This window comes from Micromonospora reichwaldensis, from assembly GCF_031845925.1.
Classification (GTDB): Bacteria; Actinomycetota; Actinomycetes; order Mycobacteriales; family Micromonosporaceae; genus Micromonospora; species Micromonospora reichwaldensis.
The window spans coordinates 76,038-96,547 of sequence record NZ_JAVRFL010000027.1 but is presented as its reverse complement, the minus strand read 5'-3'; the positions used below and the strand labels follow the sequence as shown (position 1 = coordinate 96,547).

The following is a 20,510-nucleotide window of genomic DNA, read 5'->3' as shown; positions in this document are numbered from 1 at the left end:
GGGGCGGGGTGGGGCAGGGTAGGTGAGGGGGGTCAGGGGGTGGCGCTGGCTTCGGCGGCGATCTCGGGGAGGTCGGCCGGGCCCGGGTCGGCGGCGGGAGCCGGGGTCGGGTTCTGGGCGGCGGCGCGGACCGCCGCGGCGACCGCCGGGGAGACCCGGGCGTCGAAGACGCTGGGCACGATCACCGTGGGGTTGATCTTGTCCTCGCCGACCACGTCCGCGATGGCCCGGGCCGCCGCGATCGCCATCTCCTCGGTGAACTCCTCGGCGTGCGCGTCCAGCATGCCCCGGAAGACACCCGGGAAGGCAAGCACGTTGTTGATCTGGTTCGGCTGGTCGGAGCGGCCGGTGGCGACCACGGCGGCGTGCTTGCGCGCCTCCCGCGGGTCGACCTCCGGGTCCGGGTTGGCCAGCGCGAAGACGATCGAGTCCTTGGCCATCGTGGCGATGTCGTCGCCGGTGAGCAGGTTCGGCGCGCTCACCCCGATGAAGACGTCCGCGCCGCGTACCGCCCCGGCCAGGTCGCCGGAGTAGTTCTCCTTGTTGGTGTTCTCGGCCAGCCACTGCCAGGCCGGGTTGAGCCCCGTCTGGCCGCGGTGCAAGGCGCCCTGCCGGTCGTACGCGATGATGTCGCCGACGCCCTGGCGCAGCAGCAGCTTCATGATCGCGGTGCCGGCCGCGCCCGCGCCGGAGACCACGACCCGGACGTCCGCGAGCTGCTTGCCCACGACGCGCAGCGCGTTGGTCAGCGCGGCCAGCACGCAGATCGCGGTGCCGTGCTGGTCGTCGTGGAAGACCGGGATGTCCAGCGCCTCGCGCAGCCGCGCCTCGATCTCGAAGCAGCGCGGCGCGGCGATGTCCTCCAGGTTGATCCCGCCGTACGCCGGGGCGATCGCCTTGACGATCTGCACGATCTCGTCGGTGTCCTGGGTGTCGAGCACCACCGGCCAGGCGTCCACCCCGCCGAAGCGCTTGAACAGCGCGGCCTTGCCCTCCATCACGGGCAGCGACGCCGCCGGCCCGAGATTGCCCAGGCCCAGCACGGCGGAGCCGTCGCTGACCACGGCCACGGTGTTGCGCTTGATGGTCAGCCGGCGGGCGTCGGCCGGGTTCTCCGCGATCGCCATGCAGACCCGCGCCACCCCCGGGGTGTACGCCCGGGACAGCTCGTCGCGGTTGCGCAGCGCCACCTTCGAGCTGACCTCGATCTTGCCGCCGAGGTGCAGCAGGAAGGTCCGGTCGGACACCTTGCGCACGTCCACGCCGTCCAGCGCCGTCAACGCGTCGACCACCTGGTCGGCGTGGCTGGCGTCGGCGGTGTCGCAGGTCAGGTCGACGAGCACGTGGGTCGGGTCGGAGTCCACCACGTCGAGCGCGGTGACGATCGCCCCGGCCTCACCCACGGAGGTGGTCAGCCGGCCGATCGAGGACGCGTCCGCCGGCACGGCGATGCGAATCGTGATCGAGAATCCGGCACTTGGAAGTCGGGTGATGGCCACGGGGTCCCTCCGTCGACGCTGAACGGCTGCCCCGCATTTCTACTCGCCCCGGCGGGCCCCTCCGGCATCCGCCCCCACTTTTGTGGCCCGTTCGAGCGGGCATATAGCGGGTGCGTTCCGCGTTGGCACATGTCAGGATTGCTCGGTACGTGACAGAACGGACAGGAGACCGGCTTGCACAACCAGGAGACCCTTCTTCCCTACGAGGACGACGAGCTCGACGCCACCACCGGTGAGTTCGAGCTGTCGGAGCGGCAGGCGCTGCGGCGGGTCCCCGGCCTCTCCACCGAGCTCGCAGACATCACCGAGGTCGAATACCGCCAGCTGCGCCTGGAGCGCGTGGTGCTCGTCGGCGTCTGGACCGAGGGCTCGCAGAGCGACGCCGAGAACTCCCTCACCGAACTGGCCGCGCTGGCGGAGACCGCCGGCTCGCAGGTGCTCGAGGGGCTGATCCAGCGGCGCAACCGCCCCGACCCCGCCACCTACGTCGGCCGGGGCAAGGTCGACGACCTCGGCTCGGTGGTGCTCTCCACCGGCGCCGACACGGTGATCTGCGACGGTGAGCTGTCGCCGTCCCAGCTGCGCAACCTGGAGCAGCGCACCAAGGTCAAGGTGGTCGACCGCACCGCGCTGATCCTCGACATCTTCGCCCAGCACGCCAAGAGCAAGGAGGGCAAGGCGCAGGTCGAGCTGGCCCAGCTCGAATACCTGCTGCCGCGCCTGCGCGGTTGGGGTGAGACCCTCTCGCGGCAGACCGGTGGTAGCGGTCGCGGCGGCGGCGCCGGCGGCGGCGTGGGTCTGCGCGGCCCCGGTGAGACGAAGCTGGAGACCGACCGGCGCCGGATCCGCCACCGCATCTCCCGGCTGCGCCGGGAGATCAAGGGCATGAAGACGGTACGCCAGACCAAGCGCGCCCGGCGTTCCCGCAACGCCGTGCCGGCCGTGGCCATCGCCGGCTACACCAACGCCGGCAAGTCGAGCCTGCTCAACCGGCTCACCGGCGCGGGCGTGCTGGTGGAGAACGCGCTCTTCGCCACCCTCGACCCGACCACCCGCAAGGCCACCACGGCTGACGGGCGGCTCTACACCCTCTCCGACACGGTCGGGTTCGTCCGGCACCTGCCCCACCAGATCGTCGAGGCGTTCCGTTCGACCCTGGAGGAGGTCGCCGAGGCCGACCTGGTGGTGCACGTCGTCGACGGCACCCACCCGGACCCGGAGGAGCAGGTCCGGGCGGTCCACGAGGTGCTCGCCGAGGTGGGCGCCGACCGGCTGCCCGAGCTGCTGGTGGTCAACAAGACCGACGCGGCCGACGAGGAGACGGTGCTGCGGCTCAAGCGGCTCTGGCCGGAGGCGGTCTTCGTCTCCGCGCACTCGGGTCGCGGGATCGACGGGCTGCGCGAGGCCGTCGAGGCGCGGCTGCCCCGCCCGGCCGTGGAGGTCCGCGCGGTGCTGCCGTACGACCGAGGCGACCTGGTGGCCCGGGTGCACCGTCAGGGCGAGGTGCTGAGCATCTCCCACCTGCCGGAGGGCACCCTGGTGCACGTGCGGGTCGGTGAGGCGCTCGCCGCCGAGTTGGCGCCGTTCCGGGCGGACGAGGACCAGGCGGTCGCGGGCGCCCGGTGACGCCCTCCCGGCGTCACGCGTCGGAAACGCCCGGCATGCGACACTGATTCAATGCGCCGCGCTGTTTCTTCGGTCACGGTCGCCCTCGGCTTGCTGGGGGCGACCGTGGCGTGTACCGGAGTCGCCCTGGCGGCGGCGCCCGCCTCGGCCGCGTCCCCACTCGCGGCTGCTCCCGGCAAGAAGCGGTGCACGGTCACCGACGAGCGGCTGCGGGAGCTGTCGGGCCTGGTGGCCACCAAGAGCGGCTACATCGTGATCAACGACGGCACCGAGGTGGAGAGCCGCAAGCGGGTCTTCTTCCTCGACGCCAAGTGCGGCATCTCGAAGGAGCCGGTCCGCTACTCGGGGCAGGGGCCGTTCGACACGGAGGACCTGACGCTCTCCCCGGACGGCACCACGCTCTGGATCGCCGACACGGGCGACAACGTCACCAACAGCAAGCGTCGCGAGCGGGTGGCGCTGTGGAGCATGCCGGTCGACGGGTCGAAGCGGCCGGTGCTGCATCGGCTTTCCTACCCAGAGGGCAAGCCGCACGACGCCGAGGCGCTGCTGATCGGTGACGACGGGAAGCCGCTGATCATCACAAAGGTGACCTCGGGGAAGGCGGCGATCTTCCGCCCGGTAGGGCCCCTCAAGAGTGGCGACACCAGCCCGGTGGCGATGGAAAAGGTCGGCGAGATCGCACTGCCCAAGACTGATACCGACACCCGGATGGGCGTCTTTGGTCGCGTCGCGATCACCGGCGCAGCCCGCTCCCCCGACGGCTCCCGGGCGGTGGTGCGCACCTACGCCGACGCCTTCGAGTACGACGTGCCGAACGGTGACGTGCTGGCCGCGGTGACCGTCGGCACGCCCCGGGTCACTCCGCTGGCCGACCCGTTCGGTGAGGCGATTGCCTATACCCCGGACGGGAAGTCCTTTCTCACGGTCTCCGACGGCGGGCACATGGACGAGGACGCCCCGATCGACATCCTCGGCTACACCCCCTCCACGGAGGGGGCGAAGCCGGTGGCCGGCGAGGGCGAAACGCCGAAGAAGGCGGGCCAGTCGTGGGTCGACGGCCTGAGCCTGAGCGACATCACGTACCTGATCGCGGCAGTGGGGGTGATCGGCGCGCTGATGGTGGCGGCCGGTGTCTTCGGCATCCTCCGGGCCCGGCGCAGGCCGGCGCCCGTGCGCGGCGACGACGGTCCGGACCGCGACGACGCCCTCGGCGACGACTTGCGTGCTCCGGCGGACGACGACTTCGTCGCGCCGGGCGACCGGGGACGCGGCGTCTACGGCGGTGCGCCGGCGGGAGCGGTCTACGGCGGCCCTGCCGGCGGCCGTCCGCCGGCCGGCGGCGGGGGGCACGGCGGTGCCCGTCCGGCTGGTGGCGGCGTCTACGGCGGTGCCCGTCCGGCTGCCGGTGGCGGTGTCTACGGCGGCGGTCGCCCACCCGTCGACGGGCCGCCGCCCGGCCTGGGCGGGCCGCCACTCGGTGGCCGCCGCCAGGGTGGCGGTGGACGCCAGGGCGGTGGCCGTCAGGGCGGCGACGGTGGCCGCCAGGGTGGTAGCGGTGGTCGCCAGGGCGGCGGTCGTCCCGGTGGCGGTGTCTACGGTGGCGGCGGGCAGCCGGGCGGTGGCGTCTACGGCGGTGGCCGGGCGGAGCCGCCGCGTCGGGGCGACGAATCGGATCCCCGTGGCCAGCGGCCGGTCCGCCGGCGCGACGACGGCCCCGACGACGGTCGCGGTTACGGCCACGTGCCCGGTGGTGGCCGGGGCTACCGGGGCGACCGCTACCGGGGCGACCGCTACTGAGGCTGGGCCTGCCGGAGCGACGACTAGTGAGACTGGGCCTGCCGGAGACGGCAACGGACGCTCAGGGCCCGCAGCTGAGCGGCACGGCGCCCGGGTGACCGCTGAGGGCGGCCACCCGGCGCGGTGGCGGATCAGATGCGGCGCAGCACCGCGACGACCCGGCCCATGATCGTGGCGTCGTCGCCGGGGATCGGGTCGAAGGCCGGGTTCTGCGGCATGAGCCAGACGTGCCCGTCGCGGCGGCGGTAGGTCTTCACGGTCGCCTCGCCGTCGAGCATGGCGGCGACGATGTCGCCGGCCTCGGCGGTCGGCTGCTGCCGGACCACGACCCAGTCACCGTCGCAGATCGCCGCGTCCAGCATCGAGTCGCCCTTGACCTGGAGCATGAAGACCTCGCCCTCACCCACCAGCTCGCGGGGGAGGGGGAAGATGTCCTCCACGGCCTGCTCGGCCAGGATCGGTCCACCGGCCGCGATCCGGCCCAGCATCGGCACGTAGGCCGGGGCGGGACGCTGCGAGCGGGCCAGTTCGTCGTCGACCTCGGCGGGCGCCCGGACGTCCACGGCGCGCGGCCGGTTGGGGTCGCGGCGCAGGAAGCCCTTCTTCTCCAGCTCCTTGAGCTGGTAGGCGACGCTGGACGGCGAGACCAGGCCGACGGCCTCGCCGATCTCGCGCACGCTCGGCGGGTAGCCGTGCCGCTCGACCCAGGTGCGGATGAACTCCAGGATCCTGCGCTGCCGGGCGGTGAGGTCCACCGTCGCGGGGTCGGGGAAGGCGCTGACCACCGGGGTGACCGGGCGCACGGCGGGCTGCCCGGTCCGGCTGCGCGCGGCGCCCCGGCGTCGGGTGGCCGGCGGTCCCGCCTCGGTGATCTGCTGCGGGCTCTTCGGCCGGCTGGCCCGATCCTCGGTCACGTCCGTCCTCCCTGGTCGGCGCTGGGTGCCTTGGCGGCTCGTGGTGCGTGCGGTGATGCTGGTGCATGCGGTGGTGCTGGTGTGCGTGCGGTGGTGCGTGGTGACCGGTGGACGGAGGATTCCGCGCCCGGTTGTTCAAGACCGTATAGGTGAGATCGGTCATTTTCAAACATCTGTACGACCTTGCTCGGCGTGTCGGGGTGAAAAACCGCTCCGCTCGTACTCGTGTTCTGATAAATGGTACGCCGGGTCGAACGGGTGTTCGACTTTCGTCCGATCGTCGGCCGTTTCGCACCGGCCGGACCGGTAACCCGCGGGGGCGTCGGACGGTTGGTCCTCCGGCGGGCGGCGGTGCCGGTCGACCCGGGAGTCAGGTGACGCGCCGGACACGCCGGCCAACTTGACCTCCGATCCGCAGCGGCCTACGGTCAACCCCTAGATGTAGTAGTCACACGGGCGTAAGTCGCCTACAGGTTGGGTTCGACTACCCACCGCACTCCGGCACCGTCGACACGGCGAAGACCATCGACAGATGGCTGCGTCGCGCTGACGCGTGCCCGGCGAGCGGTCGGCGGACCCGCGATCGATGAAGGAGGTCGGGTGCGATGCGGTGTCCGTACTGCCGGCACGCCGACTCCCGGGTGGTCGACTCGCGGGAGGCCGACGACGGCCAGTTGATCCGCCGGCGGCGATCCTGCCCGGAGTGCGGCAAGCGGTTCACCACCGTCGAGGAGGCGGTCCTCGCGGTCGTCAAGCGCAGCGGGGTGACCGAGCCGTTCAGCCGTACGAAGATCGTCGGCGGGGTGCGCAAGGCGTGCCAGGGCCGGCCCGTGGACGACGACTCGCTCGCGCTGCTCGCGCAGAAGGTCGAGGAGACCGTCCGGGCCAAGGGGGCCGCCGAGATCCCCAGCCACGAGGTGGGGCTGGCCATCCTGGGCCCGCTACGGGACCTGGACGAGGTCGCCTACATGCGGTTCGCCAGCGTCTACCGGTCGTTCGACTCGCTCGCCGACTTCGAGCGCGAGATCGAGACGCTGCGAGCCGCCGCACGCGCCCGGGAGGGCGCCGGGGCCGACGCGGCCGAGGCCGCCGGCCGTACCAGTTGAATTCTTCGCAGTTTGTTGACAGTCGGATCGGGCGGCGGGTGGCCGTGCGGACGAGGGGGCGGATGAGATGTCGGGGGACGGTGTGACAACCAGCAGGGCACGCAACAAGGCCGGCGCGGGGCTCAAGATCGAGCGGGTCTGGACGACCGAGGGGGTGCACCCCTACGACGAGGTCGCCTGGGAGCGCCGCGACATCGTCATGACCAACTGGCGGGACGGCTCGGTCAACTTCGAGCAGCGTGGCGTCGAGTTCCCGGAGACGTGGAGCGTCAACGCGGCGAACATCGTGACCACCAAGTACTTCCGGGGCGCCGTGGGCACCCCGGAGCGGGAGTGGTCGCTGCGGCAGCTGATCGACCGGGTGGTCACCACCTACCGCACGGCGGGTGAGGAGTACGGCTACTTCGCCGGCCCGGCCGACGCCGAGATCTTCGCCCACGAGCTGACCTGGATGCTGCTGCACCAGGTGTTCAGCTTCAACTCGCCCGTCTGGTTCAACGTCGGCACGCCCTCGCCGCAGCAGGTCAGCGCCTGCTTCATCCTGGCCGTCGACGACTCGATGGACTCCATCCTGGACTGGTACAAGGAGGAGGGGCTGATCTTCAAGGGCGGCTCCGGCTCCGGCGTGAACCTGTCCCGGATCCGCTCCTCCCGCGAGCTGCTCTCCTCCGGCGGCAACGCCTCCGGCCCGGTCAGCTTCATGCGTGGCGCGGACGCCTCCGCCGGCACCATCAAGTCCGGCGGCGCCACCCGGCGCGCGGCGAAGATGGTCATCCTCGACGTGGACCACCCGGACATCCAGGAGTTCGTGGTCACCAAGGCGCGCGAGGAGGACAAGATCCGCGCGCTGCGCGACGCCGGGTTCGACATGGACCTCGGCGGCGCCGACATCGTCAGCGTGCAGTACCAGAACGCCAACAACTCCGTCCGGGTCTCCGACGAGTTCATGACCGCCGTGGAGAACGGCGGCGGCTTCGACCTGCGCGGCCGGCTCGACGGCGCGGTCATCGAGACCATCGACGCCAAGAACCTGTTCCGCACCATCTCCCACGCCGCCTGGGAGTGCGCCGACCCCGGCCTCCAGTACGACGACACCATCAACGACTGGCACACCTGCCCGGAGACCGGGCGGATCACCGCGTCGAACCCGTGCTCGGAGTACCTGCACCTGGACAACTCCTCGTGCAACCTGGCCTCGCTCAACCTGATGAAGTTCCTCCGCGCCGACGGCGGCTTCGAGGTGGAGAAGTTCGTCCGGTCCGTCGAGTTCGTCATCACCGCGATGGACATCTCGATCTGCTTCGCCGACTTCCCGACCGAGAAGATCGGCGAGACCACCCGCGCCTACCGGCAGCTCGGCATCGGCTACGCCAACCTGGGCGCCCTGCTGATGGCCTCCGGCCTGCCGTACGACTCGGAGCAGGGCCGCTCGGTCGCCGCGGCGATCACCTCGCTGATGACCGGCACCGCGTACCGCCGCTCGGCGGAGCTGGCCGGCGTCGTCGGCGCGTACGACGGCTACGCCCGCAACGCCGAGCCGCACAAGCGGGTCATGCGCAAGCACGCCGCCGCCAACGACGAGATCAAGCCCACGGGCACGGTGGCCACCGCGATCGTCCGCGAGGCGACGAAGCAGTGGACCCAGGGCAACAAGATCGGTGACAAGTTCGGCTGGCGCAACTCCCAGGCCAGCGTGCTCGCGCCGACCGGCACCATCGGCCTGATGATGGACTGCGACACCACCGGCGTGGAGCCGGACCTGGCGCTGGTCAAGTTCAAGAAGCTGGTCGGCGGCGGCTCGATGCAGATCGTCAACCAGACCGTGCCGCGCGCCCTGCGCAGCCTCGGCTACCCCGAGGAGCAGGTCGAGGCGATCATCGAGCACATCGCCGACCACGGCCACGTGGTCGACGCCCCCGGCCTCAAGCCGGAGCACTACCCGGTCTTCGACTGCGCGATGGGCGAGCGGTCCATTGCCCCGATGGGCCACGTGCGGATGATGGCGGCCGTGCAGCCGTTCATCTCCGGTGCCATCTCCAAGACGGTCAACATGCCGGAGCAGGCCACCGTCGAGGACGTCGAGAAGATCTACTTCGAGGGCTGGAAGCTCGGCCTCAAGGCGCTGGCGATCTACCGTGACAACTGCAAGGTCGGCCAGCCCCTGTCGGTCGCCAAGCCCAACAAGGCCGCCGCGACCATCCAGGCCCCGGCCGCCGAGGTGGAGAAGGTCGTCGAGAAGGTCGTCGAGTACCGCCCGGTGCGCAAGCGGCTGCCGAAGAAGCGTCCGTCCCAGACGGTCAGCTTCTCCGTCGGCGGCGCCGAGGGCTACCTCACCGCCTCGTCCTACCCGGACGACGGCCTCGGCGAGGTCTTCCTCAAGATGTCGAAGCAGGGCTCGACCCTGGCCGGCGTGATGGACGCCTTCTCGGTGGCCATCTCCATCGGTCTCCAGTACGGCGTCCCGCTGGAGACGTACGTCAGCAAGTTCACCAACATGCGCTTCGAGCCGGCCGGCATGACCGACGACCCGGACGTGCGGATGGCCGCCTCGGTGATGGACTACATCTTCCGTCGCCTGGCGCTGGACTTCCTGCCGTACGAGCGCCGCGCGGAACTGGGCATCTTCACCGCCAGCGAGCGGGCCGCCCAGCTCCGGGCCGAGGCGGAGGCGGAGGCGAGCGGTGCGGACCTCACCGCGATGGCCGCCTCCGCCCCGGTCGAGGCGCCGACCGAGCCGAAGACCGGCCCGATCGCCCAGCCGGCGCAGGAGACCGCCGACGTGGCCGCCGCCAAGCCGGCGCCGTCCGTGGGTTCGAGCACCGAACTGCTGGAGGCCGTGATCGGCAAGGCCGCCGACGCGCCGCTCTGCTTCACCTGCGGTACGAAGATGCGCCCGGCCGGTAGCTGCTACGTCTGCGAGGGCTGCGGCTCCACCAGCGGTTGCAGCTGACGTACGAGTGACAAGGTGGGCCGGTGGACATCCGCCGGCCCACCTTGCTTGCTCCGCGACGAGCAGGCCCAGCCACAAGGCCCGGGCGTCGGCGGCACGGCGTTAGCATCGAGTCCCATGATCGTATGGATCAATGGCACCCACGGCGCAGGCAAGACAACGACCAGTGCCCTCGTGCAGCAACTGATCCCGGACTCGCGGGTGTTCGACGCCGAGAAGGTCGGCGAGACACTCATGGACATCACGCCGGGGCTGCCCGAAACGGACAATTTCCAGCACTGGCCGCCGTGGCGGCAGTTGGTCGTCGAGACCGCTCGACGCGTCCTCGACTACACCGGCGGCACTCTGGTGGTGCCCATGACTGTCCTGGTCGAGCAGTACTGGCGTGAGATCAGCGCTGGCCTCGCCCAACATGCCATCCCGGTGAGGCACTTCGTCCTCCACGCCGACCGCGACACACTCCGCGGGCGCATCGAGGGGGAACATCCCGTCCCTTCACCATTCCGCCTCAGGTACCTCGATGCCTATGCGGAGGTGGCCCGCACGTGGTTGCACGCCGAGGCCGAGGTCGTCGACACCACGCACCTCACCCCCGCACAGGCCGCCCTACACATCGCAGTGGCAGTGGGGAGCACCTGACCTGTGTCCCCGCTGGGCTGTTGCACCGGCATTGGGGGTGGCTTCGGTCGTGAGGCATCGACTGCGATCATCGGAGCATGACGATCGCCGAGAGCTACGTCGAGTTCGCCACCCGGGAGGCGCGCGGCACTTCCCCGACGTACGAGCGCCTGTCCCTCGCCGTCTCCCGGGACGAAGTAGTGCTCGCACTGATCGGTGCGCTCCCGCAAGGAAAGCGGCAGCCGAACCTGCTGTTCGGCGTCGTACGACTGCTCGGCGGGCCGGTCGACGACCCGGCGGTTTTCCGTGACTTCGTGCTGGCGAACTGGCCGGCGATCGAGGCGGAACTGCGCACCCGCGCGACCCAGACGAACGAGCCCGGGCGGTGTGCCGTACTGCTGCCCGTGCTCGCCGCGTTGCCGCAGCCGCTGGCGTTGCTGGAGGTCGGCGCGTCCGCCGGGCTCTGCCTCTACCCCGACCGGTACGCCTACCGCTACGGCGACCACACGCTCGGCGCGGGCGAACCGGTCCTCGGCTGCGCGGCCACCGGCCTGGCCCCGCCGGACCGGCTGCCGGAGGTGGTGTGGCGGGCCGGCCTGGACCTGAATCCGCTGCGGGTGACCGAGCCGGCGGACGTGGCCTGGCTCGACGCCCTCATCTGGCCGGAGCACACGCACCGCCGCGCCCGGCTGCGGGCCGCCGCGGCCGTCGCCGCGTCCGACCCGCCGCTGCTCGCGCGCGGCGACCTGGTGGACGACCTGCCGGCGCTGGCCGCGCGGGCGCCGGCGGGCGCGACGCTGGTGGTGTTCCACACCTCCGTGCTCTACCAGGTGCCGGCGCCGCGCCGGGCGACGTTCGCCGACGTGGTACGCCGCCTGCCCGGCCACTGGATCTCCAACGAGTCCCCGGACGTGCTGCCCCACGACGCGTTGCCGGAGCCGCCGGACGAGGTCCTGTACAACGTGCTCGCGCTGGACGGCCGGCCACTGGCCTGGACGAGCCCGCACGGGCAGGCGATCACCTGGTTCGGGTGACCCACCGGGCTGCCGTGCCGTGCACCGGCACGGCAGCCCGCGTGCGTCACTGCTGCTTCTGCTGGCAGGGCACGCAGAAGCGGGCGTGCGGCAGCACCTCCAGGCGCTCCCGGGGGATCGCGGCGGAGCAGCGCTCGCAGATGCCGTAGCGGCCCTCGGCGAGGCGGCGCAGCGCCCCGCTGACCTGCTCGATGCTCCGCCGGGTGGCGGCGATCAGCGCGCTCTGGGTGTGCGCCTCGCCCGGGTCACCGGTGTCGGCGGTCAGCTGCGTCAGCCGGACGGTCTGCGCCTCGAAGTCGTTGGTCAGCGTCGTACGCAGGTCGTCGAGCCACTTCTGCTCGCTGGACTGGGTGGGTGTGGTCATGACGTAGCTCCTCGGGGAAAAAGAAAAAGGGCCGAAGCCGGATAGCTTCGCCCTGGTGGCCGTTCGCAAGAGTTGCAATCGGTCCACGGAGGGCCACGTCCGGCGGGGCTCGGCAGTCGGGAGGCGACCGAGCCGGCGCACGACGGTGCGACCGCGGATCGCACCACCCGGGTCGCCACGTTCACCCGCAGGGCACACCGGCAGGCAGCAGCGGGCGCCGCCGTCACCACGACGGCGGTGCTGATCTGCTGACCGGTCGAACACATGCAGCCACCATAGGCCGGCCGGGGCGGAAAGCCAACGTGCTTCCGTGCGCACGGGGGACGGCCCGGTGCCCGGGGTTACCCGGCGGGGGTGCGGCCCGATCGGCCGGCGTCGGGTTCCGCCCGGAGCCGGTGCTGGCATCGGCCGGTCAGGTCGCCGGCATGTCCCGCATCCGCCGCAGCGGGGAGAGGACGACGAAGAGCGCGGCGCTCCACGTGCCGAGCACGCAGATCCACAGCGCCGGCCGCAACCCGAGCTGGCTGGCGAGCGTGCCGCCGGTGAGCGCGCCCAACGGGATCACGCCGAAGCAGACCCAGAGGAACGCCGCGTTCACCCGGCCGAGCAGGGCGGGCGGGGTGATCCGCTGCCGGTACGTCATGGCGGCCACGTTGTAGAGCACCGCGTTGGCGGAGAACGCGGCCAGGCCGATGCCGTAGAGCAGCATGCCCCAACCGGGCTGCGCCAAGGGCATGAGCAGGTAGAGCGGGCCCGGGGCGGCCATCGCCACCCAGATCACCCGGGCCGAGCCGAGCCACGCGGTCAACCGGCCGGCGAACGCGCCGACGACGAGGCCGCCCACCGCGCTGACCGAGAAGACCAGCCCGACCAGCGCCGGCGGCGCGTGCAGCTCCTCGAGCAGGAAGACCACCTCGATCGAGCCGGACGCCATGACGAAGAAGTTCGAGGTGGTGGTGCAGGCGAGGATGCTGCGCAGGATCGGCTGGCGGCGGATGAAGCTCAGTCCCTCGGTCATCTCCACCCGCAGCGGCACCCGGTCGCGCCGGGGCGCGGGCTCGCCCGGGGCCTCCCGGATCAGCAGCAGGGTCAACCCGCTCACGGCGAAGGCGAGGCCGGTGACGACGAAGGTCCTCGCGGCGCCGACGAGCCCGACGAGCACGCCGCCGATCGTCGGACCGACGAGCTCGGCGGAGTCCTGGCCGACGGTGAGCTTCGCGTTGGCGTCCACGAGGCGGTCCGACGGCACCAGCCTCGGCAGCATGCTCTTGTAGGCCACCGTGAACAGGACGGTGAGCACGCCGGAGAGCCCGACCACCGCGTACAGGAAACCGAGGGTGAGCCGGTCGGCCAGGGCGACCACCGGCACCGACAGCAGCAACGCCGCCCGACCCAGGTCGCAGGCGACCATCAGCCGCCGCTGGTCCACCCGGTCGGCGAGGATCCCGGCCGGCAGGGAGAAGATCAGGTACGGCAGCCAGGCGAGCGCGGTCAGCAGCGCGACCTGGAAGACGCTGGCGTCGAGCGTGCCGACGGCGAGCAGCGGCACCGCCACGTTGGACACCCGGGTGCCCAGCTCGCTGACCGTCTGCCCGGCCAGGAGCAGCCCGAAGTTGCGGCTGCGCAGCAGCGAGGGCCGTTTCGGGGCGGCACCTGCGACGGGCCTGGCGGCCTGCTGCGTCACCTCGGATTCCCGGTGCGGCTCGGTGACCGCCGTGGGGAGGCCGCCGACCCCGCGGGATCCGACGCGGCGTGCGGGCGCCCGGCCCGTCCGTGGTCCATCCGGTCAGCCTGCCGGCCCCGCCCGGATCGACGCCACCGGTTATCCGATCCCACGCACGGCCGGCGCGCCGCGCGCACTGTGTCGCGTCGGCAATCCGCAGCGTCGCGACCTGCGGGATCCGGCCGTGGCCCGACGCCTCGCCCCGACAGGCGCCGACGAGCGGGTCTCTAGACTGCGCCGGTGACCGGAGAGCGACGACCGCTGGCGGACCGGCCGCTGACCGAGCCGCATCCGTCCCGGCTGCCGGCGGAGCACCCGGACCGGGAGCGGATCCTGGCCGCGCACGCCGCCGCCCTGGCCGCCGGCGAGGCCGGCTACCTCGACCCGGCCAGCGGTCTCTTCGTGCTCAGCGCGGGTTTCCTGGCCCGGCGCGGCACGTGCTGCGGGCGCGGCTGCCGGCACTGCCCGTACGTCGACGACTGACCAGCGGCGTGGGCCTCCACACGTCGGCGTCACCTGTGGCTACTGCGAAGTCGCGGTGACGGTGGCCAGGCGGAACCTTCATGTGGCACGAGTTGTCGTACGGTCTTCAGCGGGCCGCTCGCCCTCGATGATCGCGGAGGTTCGACGTGCGTTTCCGGATCTTGTCCGTTGCCTCGGCTGTGCTGCTGACGGCCAGCTGCGCACGTGCGCCTGAGCCGGTGTCGGTGCCCGAGATGGAGCCGATCGCCGTCGACGTGGCCGCCGCCTCCTCCGGCGGGGCGTGCCGGCTGCTGGACTTCGGCGTCATCGAGCAGCACACCGGCGTCCGCTTCGACGTCGCGGCGGCCAGCGCGACCGGCGACAGCCACACCTGCGTGGTGCGCGCGGAACAGGAGCCCCTGCCGGAGCTGACGCTGACCGTCACCCGGACGTCGATCGACGCGGCGACCTTCACCGCCGACCTGGTGCCGGAGAAGGCGACCAAGGTCTCCGGGCTCGGCCAGAAGGCGTACCAACGGACCACCTCGGCCAAGGGCGCCCTCGGGCCGGTCGCGGAGGTGGGCTGGCTGGCCGCCGAGGGCCGCCTCGCCACCCTGCGCTACGCCACCGCCCGCGACGCCGACAAGGCGGAGGCCGAGAAGCTCACCACCGCCCTCGTCGCCCTGGCCCAGGGACTCGACACCCGCGCCAGCTGACCCCGGCCAGGGTTGACGAAGCCGCACCGCCACAACACGAACTGCCTCGCCTCAAGATCCTGCGGCTGTTGCGCGCGGGCGTCGGCGCGGCCGGTCAGTGGGCGGCGACGAAGACCCGGGAGGCTACCTCACGCGGCAACCTGATGCGGTCGCCCGAGCGGTCGATGGAGACCCCGTCGCGCTCCTGCGCCACCGTCACGGTCGCGCCCGGGTCGACGCCGGCGGCGTGCAGCTGCCGGAGCACGTCCGCGTCGGTCTGCACGCTCTCGCAGATGCGTCGCACCACGACCGGCCCCGACAGCCCGGGGAACGCCAGGTTGCGCTCGCCCTCGATCGGGGCGGCGGTCGTCTGCTCCGGCGTGCCCAGCTCGTCCAGCCCCGGGATCGGGTTGCCGTAGGGGGAACGGGTCGGCCGGTTCAGCAGGTCGTAGACCCGCTTCTCGACGGCGTCGCTCATCACGTGCTCCCACCGGCAGGCCTCCTCGTGGGCCTCCTCGTAGGGCATCCCGATCACGTTGACCAGCAGCAGCTCGGCGAGGCGGTGCTTGCGCATCACGGAGACCGCGTTGCTGCGGCCGTGCGCGGTGAGCGCCAGGTGGCGGTCGCCCTCGACGGTCAGCAGGCCGTCGCGCTCCATCCGGGCGACGGTCTGACTGACGGTCGGCCCGCTCTGCCCCAGCCGTTCGGCGATGCGGGCACGCAGCGGCGGAACCCCCTCCTCCTCCAGCTCGAGGATGGTCTTGAGGTACATCTCGGTCGTGTCGACCAGATCATGCTTCACGTCAGCGGACCTCCGGCCAACGATGCTACCTCGGTGTTCGGCGAACGACCCACGGCGAACCGCCAGGTCGGTGCCGGGATGGTGTTGACTGGACGCCATGTCCGCCTCCGATGATCTCCTTGTCGAGGCCGGTCGGCTCGCGGTCGAACTCGGCCAGCCCGACCCGCCCACGCTGCTCGACGTGCGCTGGCGGCTCGTCGGCGCACCTGGTCGGGAGGACTACGCCGCCGGTCACCTGCCCGGCGCGGTCTTCGTCGACCTGGACACCGCGCTCTGCGGGCCGCCCGGCCCCGCCGGCCGCCACCCGCTGCCCGACGCCGCCGCCCTCCAGGCCGCGCTGCGGGCCGCCGGCGTGCGCGCCGGTCGTCCCCTCGTGGTGTACGACGGCGGCGACGGCATGGCCGCCGCCCGCGCCTGGTGGACCCTGCGCTGGGCGGGCCACCGGCCGGTACGGCTGCTGCACGGCGGCTTCCCGGCGTGGCTGGCCGCCGGGCTGCCCGTCAGCACGGAGGTGCCGACCCCGCAGCCGGGCGACGTGGAGGTGCGCCCCGGCGCGCTGCCGGTGCTCGACGCGGCGCAGGCGGCCCGGCTGGCCGCTGCCGACGACGGTGTCCTGCTCGACGTGCGCGCCGCGCCCCGCTACCGGGGCGAGACCGAGCCGATCGACCCGGTCGCCGGTCACGTTCCCGGCGCGGTGAACCTGCCCGCCGGCGAGTACGTCGCCGAGGGCCGGTTCCCCGCCGCCGAGGCGCTGCGCGAGCGGTTCGCCGCCGCCGGGGTGGGCGAGGGCCGGCCGGTGGGGGCGTACTGCGGGTCGGGGGTGACCGCCGCGCAGGCGGTGTTCGCGCTGCACCTGGCAGGCCGGCCGGACGCCGCGCTCTACGTCGGTTCGTGGAGCAACTGGGTCGCCGACCCGGCCCGCCCGGTGGCCACCGGAGCGACCCCGGCCGGCTGAAGCGCCGGCGGCACCCGACCGGCCGAGGGCACCGGCGGCACCCGACCGGCCGAGCGGGCAACGAGGACCGGCGGCCCGCACGGGCGACACCCGGCGGCTGAGCAGCGCGTGCGCGGGCGTGCCGGGGTGCGCGTGCGACGATGGGGCCATGTCCGACGACACTGTGGTGGTGTGGGACGAGTCGCTGCTCGCCTACGACATGGGGGACCATCCCCTCGACCCGGTACGGGTGGAGCTGACCTTCGCCCTCGCCCGCGAGTTGGGTGTCCTCGCGCGTCCCGGGGTGCGTCTGGTGAAGCCGGAGCCGGCCGACGACGCGCTGCTGAGCCGGGTGCACGACCCGCGCTACCTCGCCGCGGTGAAGGTCGCCCCCCGCGATCCGCTCTTCGCCGGCTTCGGGCTGGGCACCTCCGACAACCCGGTCTTCGAGGGGATGCACGAGTCCAGCGCGCTGGTCGCCGGCGCCACGGTGGCGGCGGCCGAGGCGGTCTGGCGGGGCGAGGCCCGGCGGGCGGTCAACGTGGCCGGCGGCCTGCACCACGCCATGCCGGCCCGGGCGGCCGGGTTCTGCGTCTACAACGACCCGGCGGTGGCCATCGCCCGCCTGCTCGACCTGGGCGCCGAGCGGGTCGCGTACGTGGACGTGGACGTGCACCACGGCGACGGGGTGCAGCAGGTCTTCTGGAACGACCCCCGGGTGCTCACGGTCAGCGTGCACGAGACGCCGCTGGCGCTCTTCCCGGGCACCGGCTTTCCCGACGAGACGGGCGGGCCGGGCGCCGAGGGCAGCGCCGTGAACCTTCCGCTGCCGCCCGGGGTGGGCGACGCCGGCTGGCAGCGCGCCTTCCACGCGGTGGTGCCGTCGGTGCTGCGCGCGTTCCGGCCGCAGGTGCTGGTCACCCAGTGCGGCGCCGACGGGCACCGGCTCGACCCGCTCGCCGACCTGAACCTCTCCGTGGACGGGCAGCGCGCCACCTACCTGGCCCTGCGGGCGCTCGCCGACGAGCTGTGCGAGGGCCGCTGGGTGGCCACGGGCGGCGGCGGGTACGCGCTGGTCGAGGTGGTGCCCCGGGCCTGGACGCACCTGCTCGCGGTGGCGGCCGGGGAACCGATCGACCCGGCGACGCTGACCCCGCCGGCCTGGCGGGAGCTGGCCGCCGCGCGCCGGCCGGGCCGGCAGATCCCGCTGCGGATGACCGACGACGTCGACCCGGCGTACGAGCCGTGGCAGCCGACCGGCGAGCCGAGCGCCGTGGACCGGGCGATCGCGGCGGCCCGCAAGACCGCATTCCCGCTGTTCGGGCTCGATCCGCACGACCCGCGCGACTGATCCGGCGGGCGGAGGGGACCGCACAGGTGACCACTGTGGAACAACCGGTGGACGTGCTGCTCAGCGACGGCAGCACCGTGCAACTGCGCTCGATCCGTCCGTCGGACGCGCCGGGCATCGTGGCGATGCACTCGCGCTTCTCGGAGCGCACCCGCTACCTGCGCTACTTCTCGCCGTACCCGCGCATCCCCGAGCGCGACCTGCGACGCTTCGTCAACGTCGACCACCGCGACCGGGAGGCGTTCGTGGTGCTGGTCGGCGAGCGGATCGTGGCCGTCGGCCGCTACGAGCGGCTCGGGCCGCAGGCCCCCGAGGCTGAGGTGGCGTTCGTGGTCGAGGACGCCTACCAGGGCCGGGGCATCGGCTCGGTGCTGCTGGAGCACCTGGCCGACGCGGCCCGCCGCAACGACATCGCCAACTTCGTGGCGGAGGTGCTGCCGGCCAACGGCGCGATGCTGCGGGTCTTCTCCGACTTCGGCTACCAGGTGCAGCGGCAGTTCGCCGACGGCGTGGTGCACCTGAGCTTCCCGATCGCCCCCACCGACGCGACCCTGGAGGTGCAGCGCGGCCGGGAGCACCGCACCGAGGCCCGCTCCGTCGCCCGGCTGCTCGCCCCGCGCGGCGTCGCCGTCTACGGTGCCAGCGCCACCGGGCAGGGCGTCGGCGCGGCGGTGCTCGGGCACCTGCGCGACGGCGGCTACCTCGGCGCGGTGGTCCCGGTGCATCCGGGCGCGACGACGGTCGCCGGGCTGCCCGCGTACTCCTCGGCGGCCGATGCCGGCGTGCCGGTCGACCTGGCCGTGGTGGCGGTCCCACCGGAGGCGGCGACGGAGGTGGTGGCAGACGCGGCCGCCGCGGGCGCGCACGGCCTGGTGGTCATCTCGGCGGGCTTCGCCGAGGCCGGCGGCGAGGGCGCGGCCGCGCAGCGCGCGCTGGTCCGCGCGGCGTACGCGGCGGGCATGCGCGTGGTCGGCCCGAACTGCCTGGGGGTGGCCAACACCGACCCGGCGGTACGCCTCAACGCCACCCTCGCCCCCCGGCTGCCGGTGCCCGGCCGGGTGGGCATCTTCAGCCAGTCGGGCGCGTTCGGGGTGGCGCTGCTGGCCGAGGCCGACCGGCGGGGGCTGGGCCTGTCGAGCTTCGTCTCGGCCGGTAACCGGGCCGACGTCTCGGGCAACGACCTGCTCCAGTACTGGCAGGACGACCCCGGCACCGACGTGATCATGTTGTACCTGGAGACGTTCGGCAACCCGCGCAAGTTCGCCCGGCTGGCGCGCCGGATCGGCCGGGACAAGCCCGTCGTGGCGCTCGCCTCGCCGGCCCGCCCGCCCGGGGTGGGCGACTCCGCCGGCCCGGACGAGGTGGCGGTCGCCGCGCTGTTCGCCCACTCCGGCGTGATCCGGGTGGACACCGTCGCCGAGCTGCTCGACGTCGGGGTGCTGCTGGCCCACCAGCCGCTGCCCGCCGGGCGGCGCGTCGGCGTGGTCGGCAACTCCTCGGCGCTGACGGGGCTGGCGGCCACCGCCTGCGCCGCGCAGGGGCTCACCGTCGCCCGTGGCTACCCGCGCGACGTCGGCCCGCGCGCCGGGGTGGCCGAGCTCACGGCCGCGCTCGCCGAGGCGGGGGCCGACGGCGAGGTGGACGCGCTGGTGGTGGTGTTCGCCCCGCCGCTGCCCGGCCAGCTCACCGACACGGAGGCGGACTTCACGGCCGCGCTGCCGAGCGCGTTCGCCGCCGGCAAGCCGGCCGTGGCGACGTTCCTGGTCGGCCGTACGCCCGCCGGGGTGCCCGCCTATCCGAGCGTGGAGGAGGCCGTGCGCGCCCTCGCCCGGGTCACCGCGTACGCCGACTGGCTGCGCCGGCCCGCCGGGGTGCCGCCGGAGCTGCCCCGGGTGGACCGGGAGGCGGCGCACGCCGCCCTGCGGCCGGAGGCCCTCGACCCGGCGGGACTGCTCGCGGCGTACGGGATCGACGTGGTCGAGTCGGTGCCGGCGCGCTCCGCCGCGGAGGCCGTCGACGCGGCGACCCGGCTGGGTTTCCCGGTGGCCCTCAAGGCCGCCGCCCCCGGCCTGCGGCACCGGCTCGACCTGGGCGCGGTCCGGCTCGACCTGCCCGACCCGGCCACTGTGCACCGGGCGTACGCGGAGATGTCGGCGGTCTTCGGCGCGGACGTCCTGGTGCAGCCGATGGTCCCGCCCGGTGTGGCCTGCGTGGTCGAGCTGGTGGAGGACCCGGCGTTCGGCCCGGTGGTCGGCTTCGGGCTCGGCGGCGTCGCCACGGAGCTGCTCGGCGACCGGGCCTGGCGGGCGGTGCCGCTGACCGACCTGGACGCCGCCGAGCTGGTCGACGAGCCCCGGGCGGCGCCGCTGCTGCGCGGGCACCGCGGCGCGGCGCCGGTGGACCGGGCGGCCCTGGCGGACCTGCTGCTGCGGGTGGGGCGGCTCGCCGACGAGCAGCCCCGGGTCCGCGCGCTGAGCCTCAACCCGGTGCTCGCCCGCCCCGACGGCATCTCGGTGCTGCACGCCACCGTGCGGGTCGGCTCCGCCGTGGCCCGCCCCGACACCGGCCCCCGCCGCCTGTAGAAGGGCCCAAGGTGTAAGGAAGGGCCCCCTGCTATCGCATTTTGTATAGG

Annotated in this window: 16 protein-coding genes; 11 read left to right on the top strand and 5 right to left on the bottom strand. The window is 73.2% G+C overall.

Annotated features, from left to right (window positions below; genetic code table 11):
* Positions 1-32: 32 nt before the first annotated feature.
* The gene (locus RM555_RS21800; protein ID WP_311413475.1) at positions 33-1,499 is read right to left on the bottom strand and encodes an NAD-dependent malic enzyme; all 1,467 of its coding nucleotides are present in this window, start codon (positions 1,497-1,499) and stop codon (positions 33-35) included.
* A 174-nt stretch (positions 1,500-1,673) separates the two neighbouring features.
* Here RM555_RS21800 and hflX point away from each other — a divergent pair, with 174 nt between their 5' ends.
* Positions 1,674-3,125, top strand: a complete 1,452-nt coding sequence (gene hflX / locus RM555_RS21795) for a GTPase HflX (RefSeq protein ID WP_311413474.1) — start codon at positions 1,674-1,676, stop codon at positions 3,123-3,125.
* A 51-nt stretch (positions 3,126-3,176) separates the two neighbouring features.
* Positions 3,177-4,925 carry a hypothetical protein gene (locus RM555_RS21790; RefSeq protein WP_311413473.1) on the top strand — a complete coding sequence of 583 codons (1,749 nt, stop codon included), beginning with the start codon at positions 3,177-3,179 and terminating at the stop codon, positions 4,923-4,925.
* A 131-nt stretch (positions 4,926-5,056) separates the two neighbouring features.
* Here the strand turns inward: RM555_RS21790 and lexA are convergent, their stop codons facing one another.
* Complete coding sequence (gene lexA / locus RM555_RS21785; protein WP_132232962.1) at positions 5,057-5,839, bottom strand: transcriptional repressor LexA; 783 nt, start codon at positions 5,837-5,839, stop codon at positions 5,057-5,059.
* A 605-nt stretch (positions 5,840-6,444) separates the two neighbouring features.
* Here lexA and nrdR point away from each other — a divergent pair.
* The 4 genes from nrdR to RM555_RS21765 all read left to right on the top strand — a co-directional run bounded on the left by nrdR (position 6,445) and on the right by RM555_RS21765 (position 11,547).
* Entirely contained in the window at positions 6,445-6,945 is a 501-nt protein-coding gene (gene nrdR, locus RM555_RS21780; RefSeq protein ID WP_132232964.1) for a transcriptional regulator NrdR, read from the top strand.
* 67 nt (positions 6,946-7,012) lie between these two features.
* A complete protein-coding gene (locus tag RM555_RS21775; protein WP_311413472.1) occupies positions 7,013-9,895 on the top strand; it encodes a vitamin B12-dependent ribonucleotide reductase in 2,883 nt (960 codons plus the stop codon).
* Positions 9,896-10,012: 117 nt separating this feature from the next.
* The gene (locus RM555_RS21770; protein WP_311413471.1) at positions 10,013-10,534 is read left to right on the top strand and encodes an AAA family ATPase; all 522 of its coding nucleotides are present in this window, start codon (positions 10,013-10,015) and stop codon (positions 10,532-10,534) included.
* A 77-nt stretch (positions 10,535-10,611) separates the two neighbouring features.
* Positions 10,612-11,547 carry a DUF2332 domain-containing protein gene (locus tag RM555_RS21765; RefSeq protein WP_311413470.1) on the top strand — a complete coding sequence of 312 codons (936 nt, stop codon included), beginning with the start codon at positions 10,612-10,614 and terminating at the stop codon, positions 11,545-11,547.
* Between the two features lie 46 nt (positions 11,548-11,593).
* Here the strand turns inward: RM555_RS21765 and RM555_RS21760 are convergent, their stop codons facing one another.
* Together RM555_RS21760 and RM555_RS21755 are read right to left on the bottom strand one after the other, a co-directional pair.
* On the bottom strand, positions 11,594-11,911 hold the full coding sequence (locus RM555_RS21760) for a TraR/DksA family transcriptional regulator (protein ID WP_151452426.1): 318 nt from the start codon (positions 11,909-11,911) through the stop codon (positions 11,594-11,596).
* A 412-nt stretch (positions 11,912-12,323) separates the two neighbouring features.
* Positions 12,324-13,595: an MFS transporter gene (locus tag RM555_RS21755; protein WP_311413469.1), complete on the bottom strand. Its 1,272-nt coding sequence runs from the start codon at positions 13,593-13,595 to the stop codon at positions 12,324-12,326.
* Between the two features lie 279 nt (positions 13,596-13,874).
* Between RM555_RS21755 and RM555_RS21750 the strand changes: the two genes are divergently transcribed.
* Complete coding sequence (locus RM555_RS21750) at positions 13,875-14,117, top strand: DUF5522 domain-containing protein (RefSeq protein ID WP_311413468.1); 243 nt, start codon at positions 13,875-13,877, stop codon at positions 14,115-14,117.
* A gap of 233 nt (positions 14,118-14,350) precedes the next feature.
* Positions 14,351-14,812 (top strand): hypothetical protein, encoded by a 462-nt coding sequence (locus tag RM555_RS21745; RefSeq protein ID WP_311413467.1) that lies wholly within the window; start codon positions 14,351-14,353, stop codon positions 14,810-14,812.
* A gap of 94 nt (positions 14,813-14,906) precedes the next feature.
* On the opposite strand, the gene RM555_RS21740 is transcribed toward RM555_RS21745, so the two are convergent.
* The gene (locus tag RM555_RS21740; protein ID WP_132232993.1) at positions 14,907-15,593 is read right to left on the bottom strand and encodes a metal-dependent transcriptional regulator; all 687 of its coding nucleotides are present in this window, start codon (positions 15,591-15,593) and stop codon (positions 14,907-14,909) included.
* A gap of 97 nt (positions 15,594-15,690) precedes the next feature.
* On the opposite strand from RM555_RS21740, the gene RM555_RS21735 reads away from it, so the two are divergent.
* From RM555_RS21735 to RM555_RS21725, 3 genes are all read left to right on the top strand, one after another.
* Positions 15,691-16,548 (top strand): sulfurtransferase, encoded by an 858-nt coding sequence (locus tag RM555_RS21735; RefSeq protein WP_311413466.1) that lies wholly within the window; start codon positions 15,691-15,693, stop codon positions 16,546-16,548.
* Between the two features lie 148 nt (positions 16,549-16,696).
* Positions 16,697-17,878: an acetoin utilization protein AcuC gene (locus tag RM555_RS21730; RefSeq protein WP_311413465.1), complete on the top strand. Its 1,182-nt coding sequence runs from the start codon at positions 16,697-16,699 to the stop codon at positions 17,876-17,878.
* Between the two features lie 26 nt (positions 17,879-17,904).
* Positions 17,905-20,460: a bifunctional acetate--CoA ligase family protein/GNAT family N-acetyltransferase gene (locus RM555_RS21725; RefSeq protein WP_311413464.1), complete on the top strand. Its 2,556-nt coding sequence runs from the start codon at positions 17,905-17,907 to the stop codon at positions 20,458-20,460.
* Positions 20,461-20,510 lie beyond the last annotated feature (50 nt).

Excerpts from the sequence above, each read along its gene's own strand:
- RM555_RS21770 (WP_311413471.1), top strand. The coding sequence starts at position 10,013 with ATGATCGTATGGATCAATGGCACCCACGGCGCAGGCAAGACAACGACC.
- RM555_RS21765 (WP_311413470.1), top strand. The coding sequence starts at position 10,612 with ATGACGATCGCCGAGAGCTACGTCGAGTTCGCCACCCGGGAGGCGCGC.
- RM555_RS21760 (WP_151452426.1), bottom strand. The coding sequence starts at position 11,911 with ATGACCACACCCACCCAGTCCAGCGAGCAGAAGTGGCTCGACGACCTG.
- RM555_RS21775 (WP_311413472.1), top strand. The coding sequence starts at position 7,013 with ATGTCGGGGGACGGTGTGACAACCAGCAGGGCACGCAACAAGGCCGGC.
- RM555_RS21735 (WP_311413466.1), top strand. The coding sequence starts at position 15,691 with ATGTCCGCCTCCGATGATCTCCTTGTCGAGGCCGGTCGGCTCGCGGTC.
- RM555_RS21730 (WP_311413465.1), top strand. The coding sequence starts at position 16,697 with ATGTCCGACGACACTGTGGTGGTGTGGGACGAGTCGCTGCTCGCCTAC.
- RM555_RS21790 (WP_311413473.1), top strand. The coding sequence starts at position 3,177 with ATGCGCCGCGCTGTTTCTTCGGTCACGGTCGCCCTCGGCTTGCTGGGG.
- nrdR (WP_132232964.1), top strand. The coding sequence starts at position 6,445 with ATGCGGTGTCCGTACTGCCGGCACGCCGACTCCCGGGTGGTCGACTCG.
- RM555_RS21745 (WP_311413467.1), top strand. The coding sequence starts at position 14,351 with ATGGAGCCGATCGCCGTCGACGTGGCCGCCGCCTCCTCCGGCGGGGCG.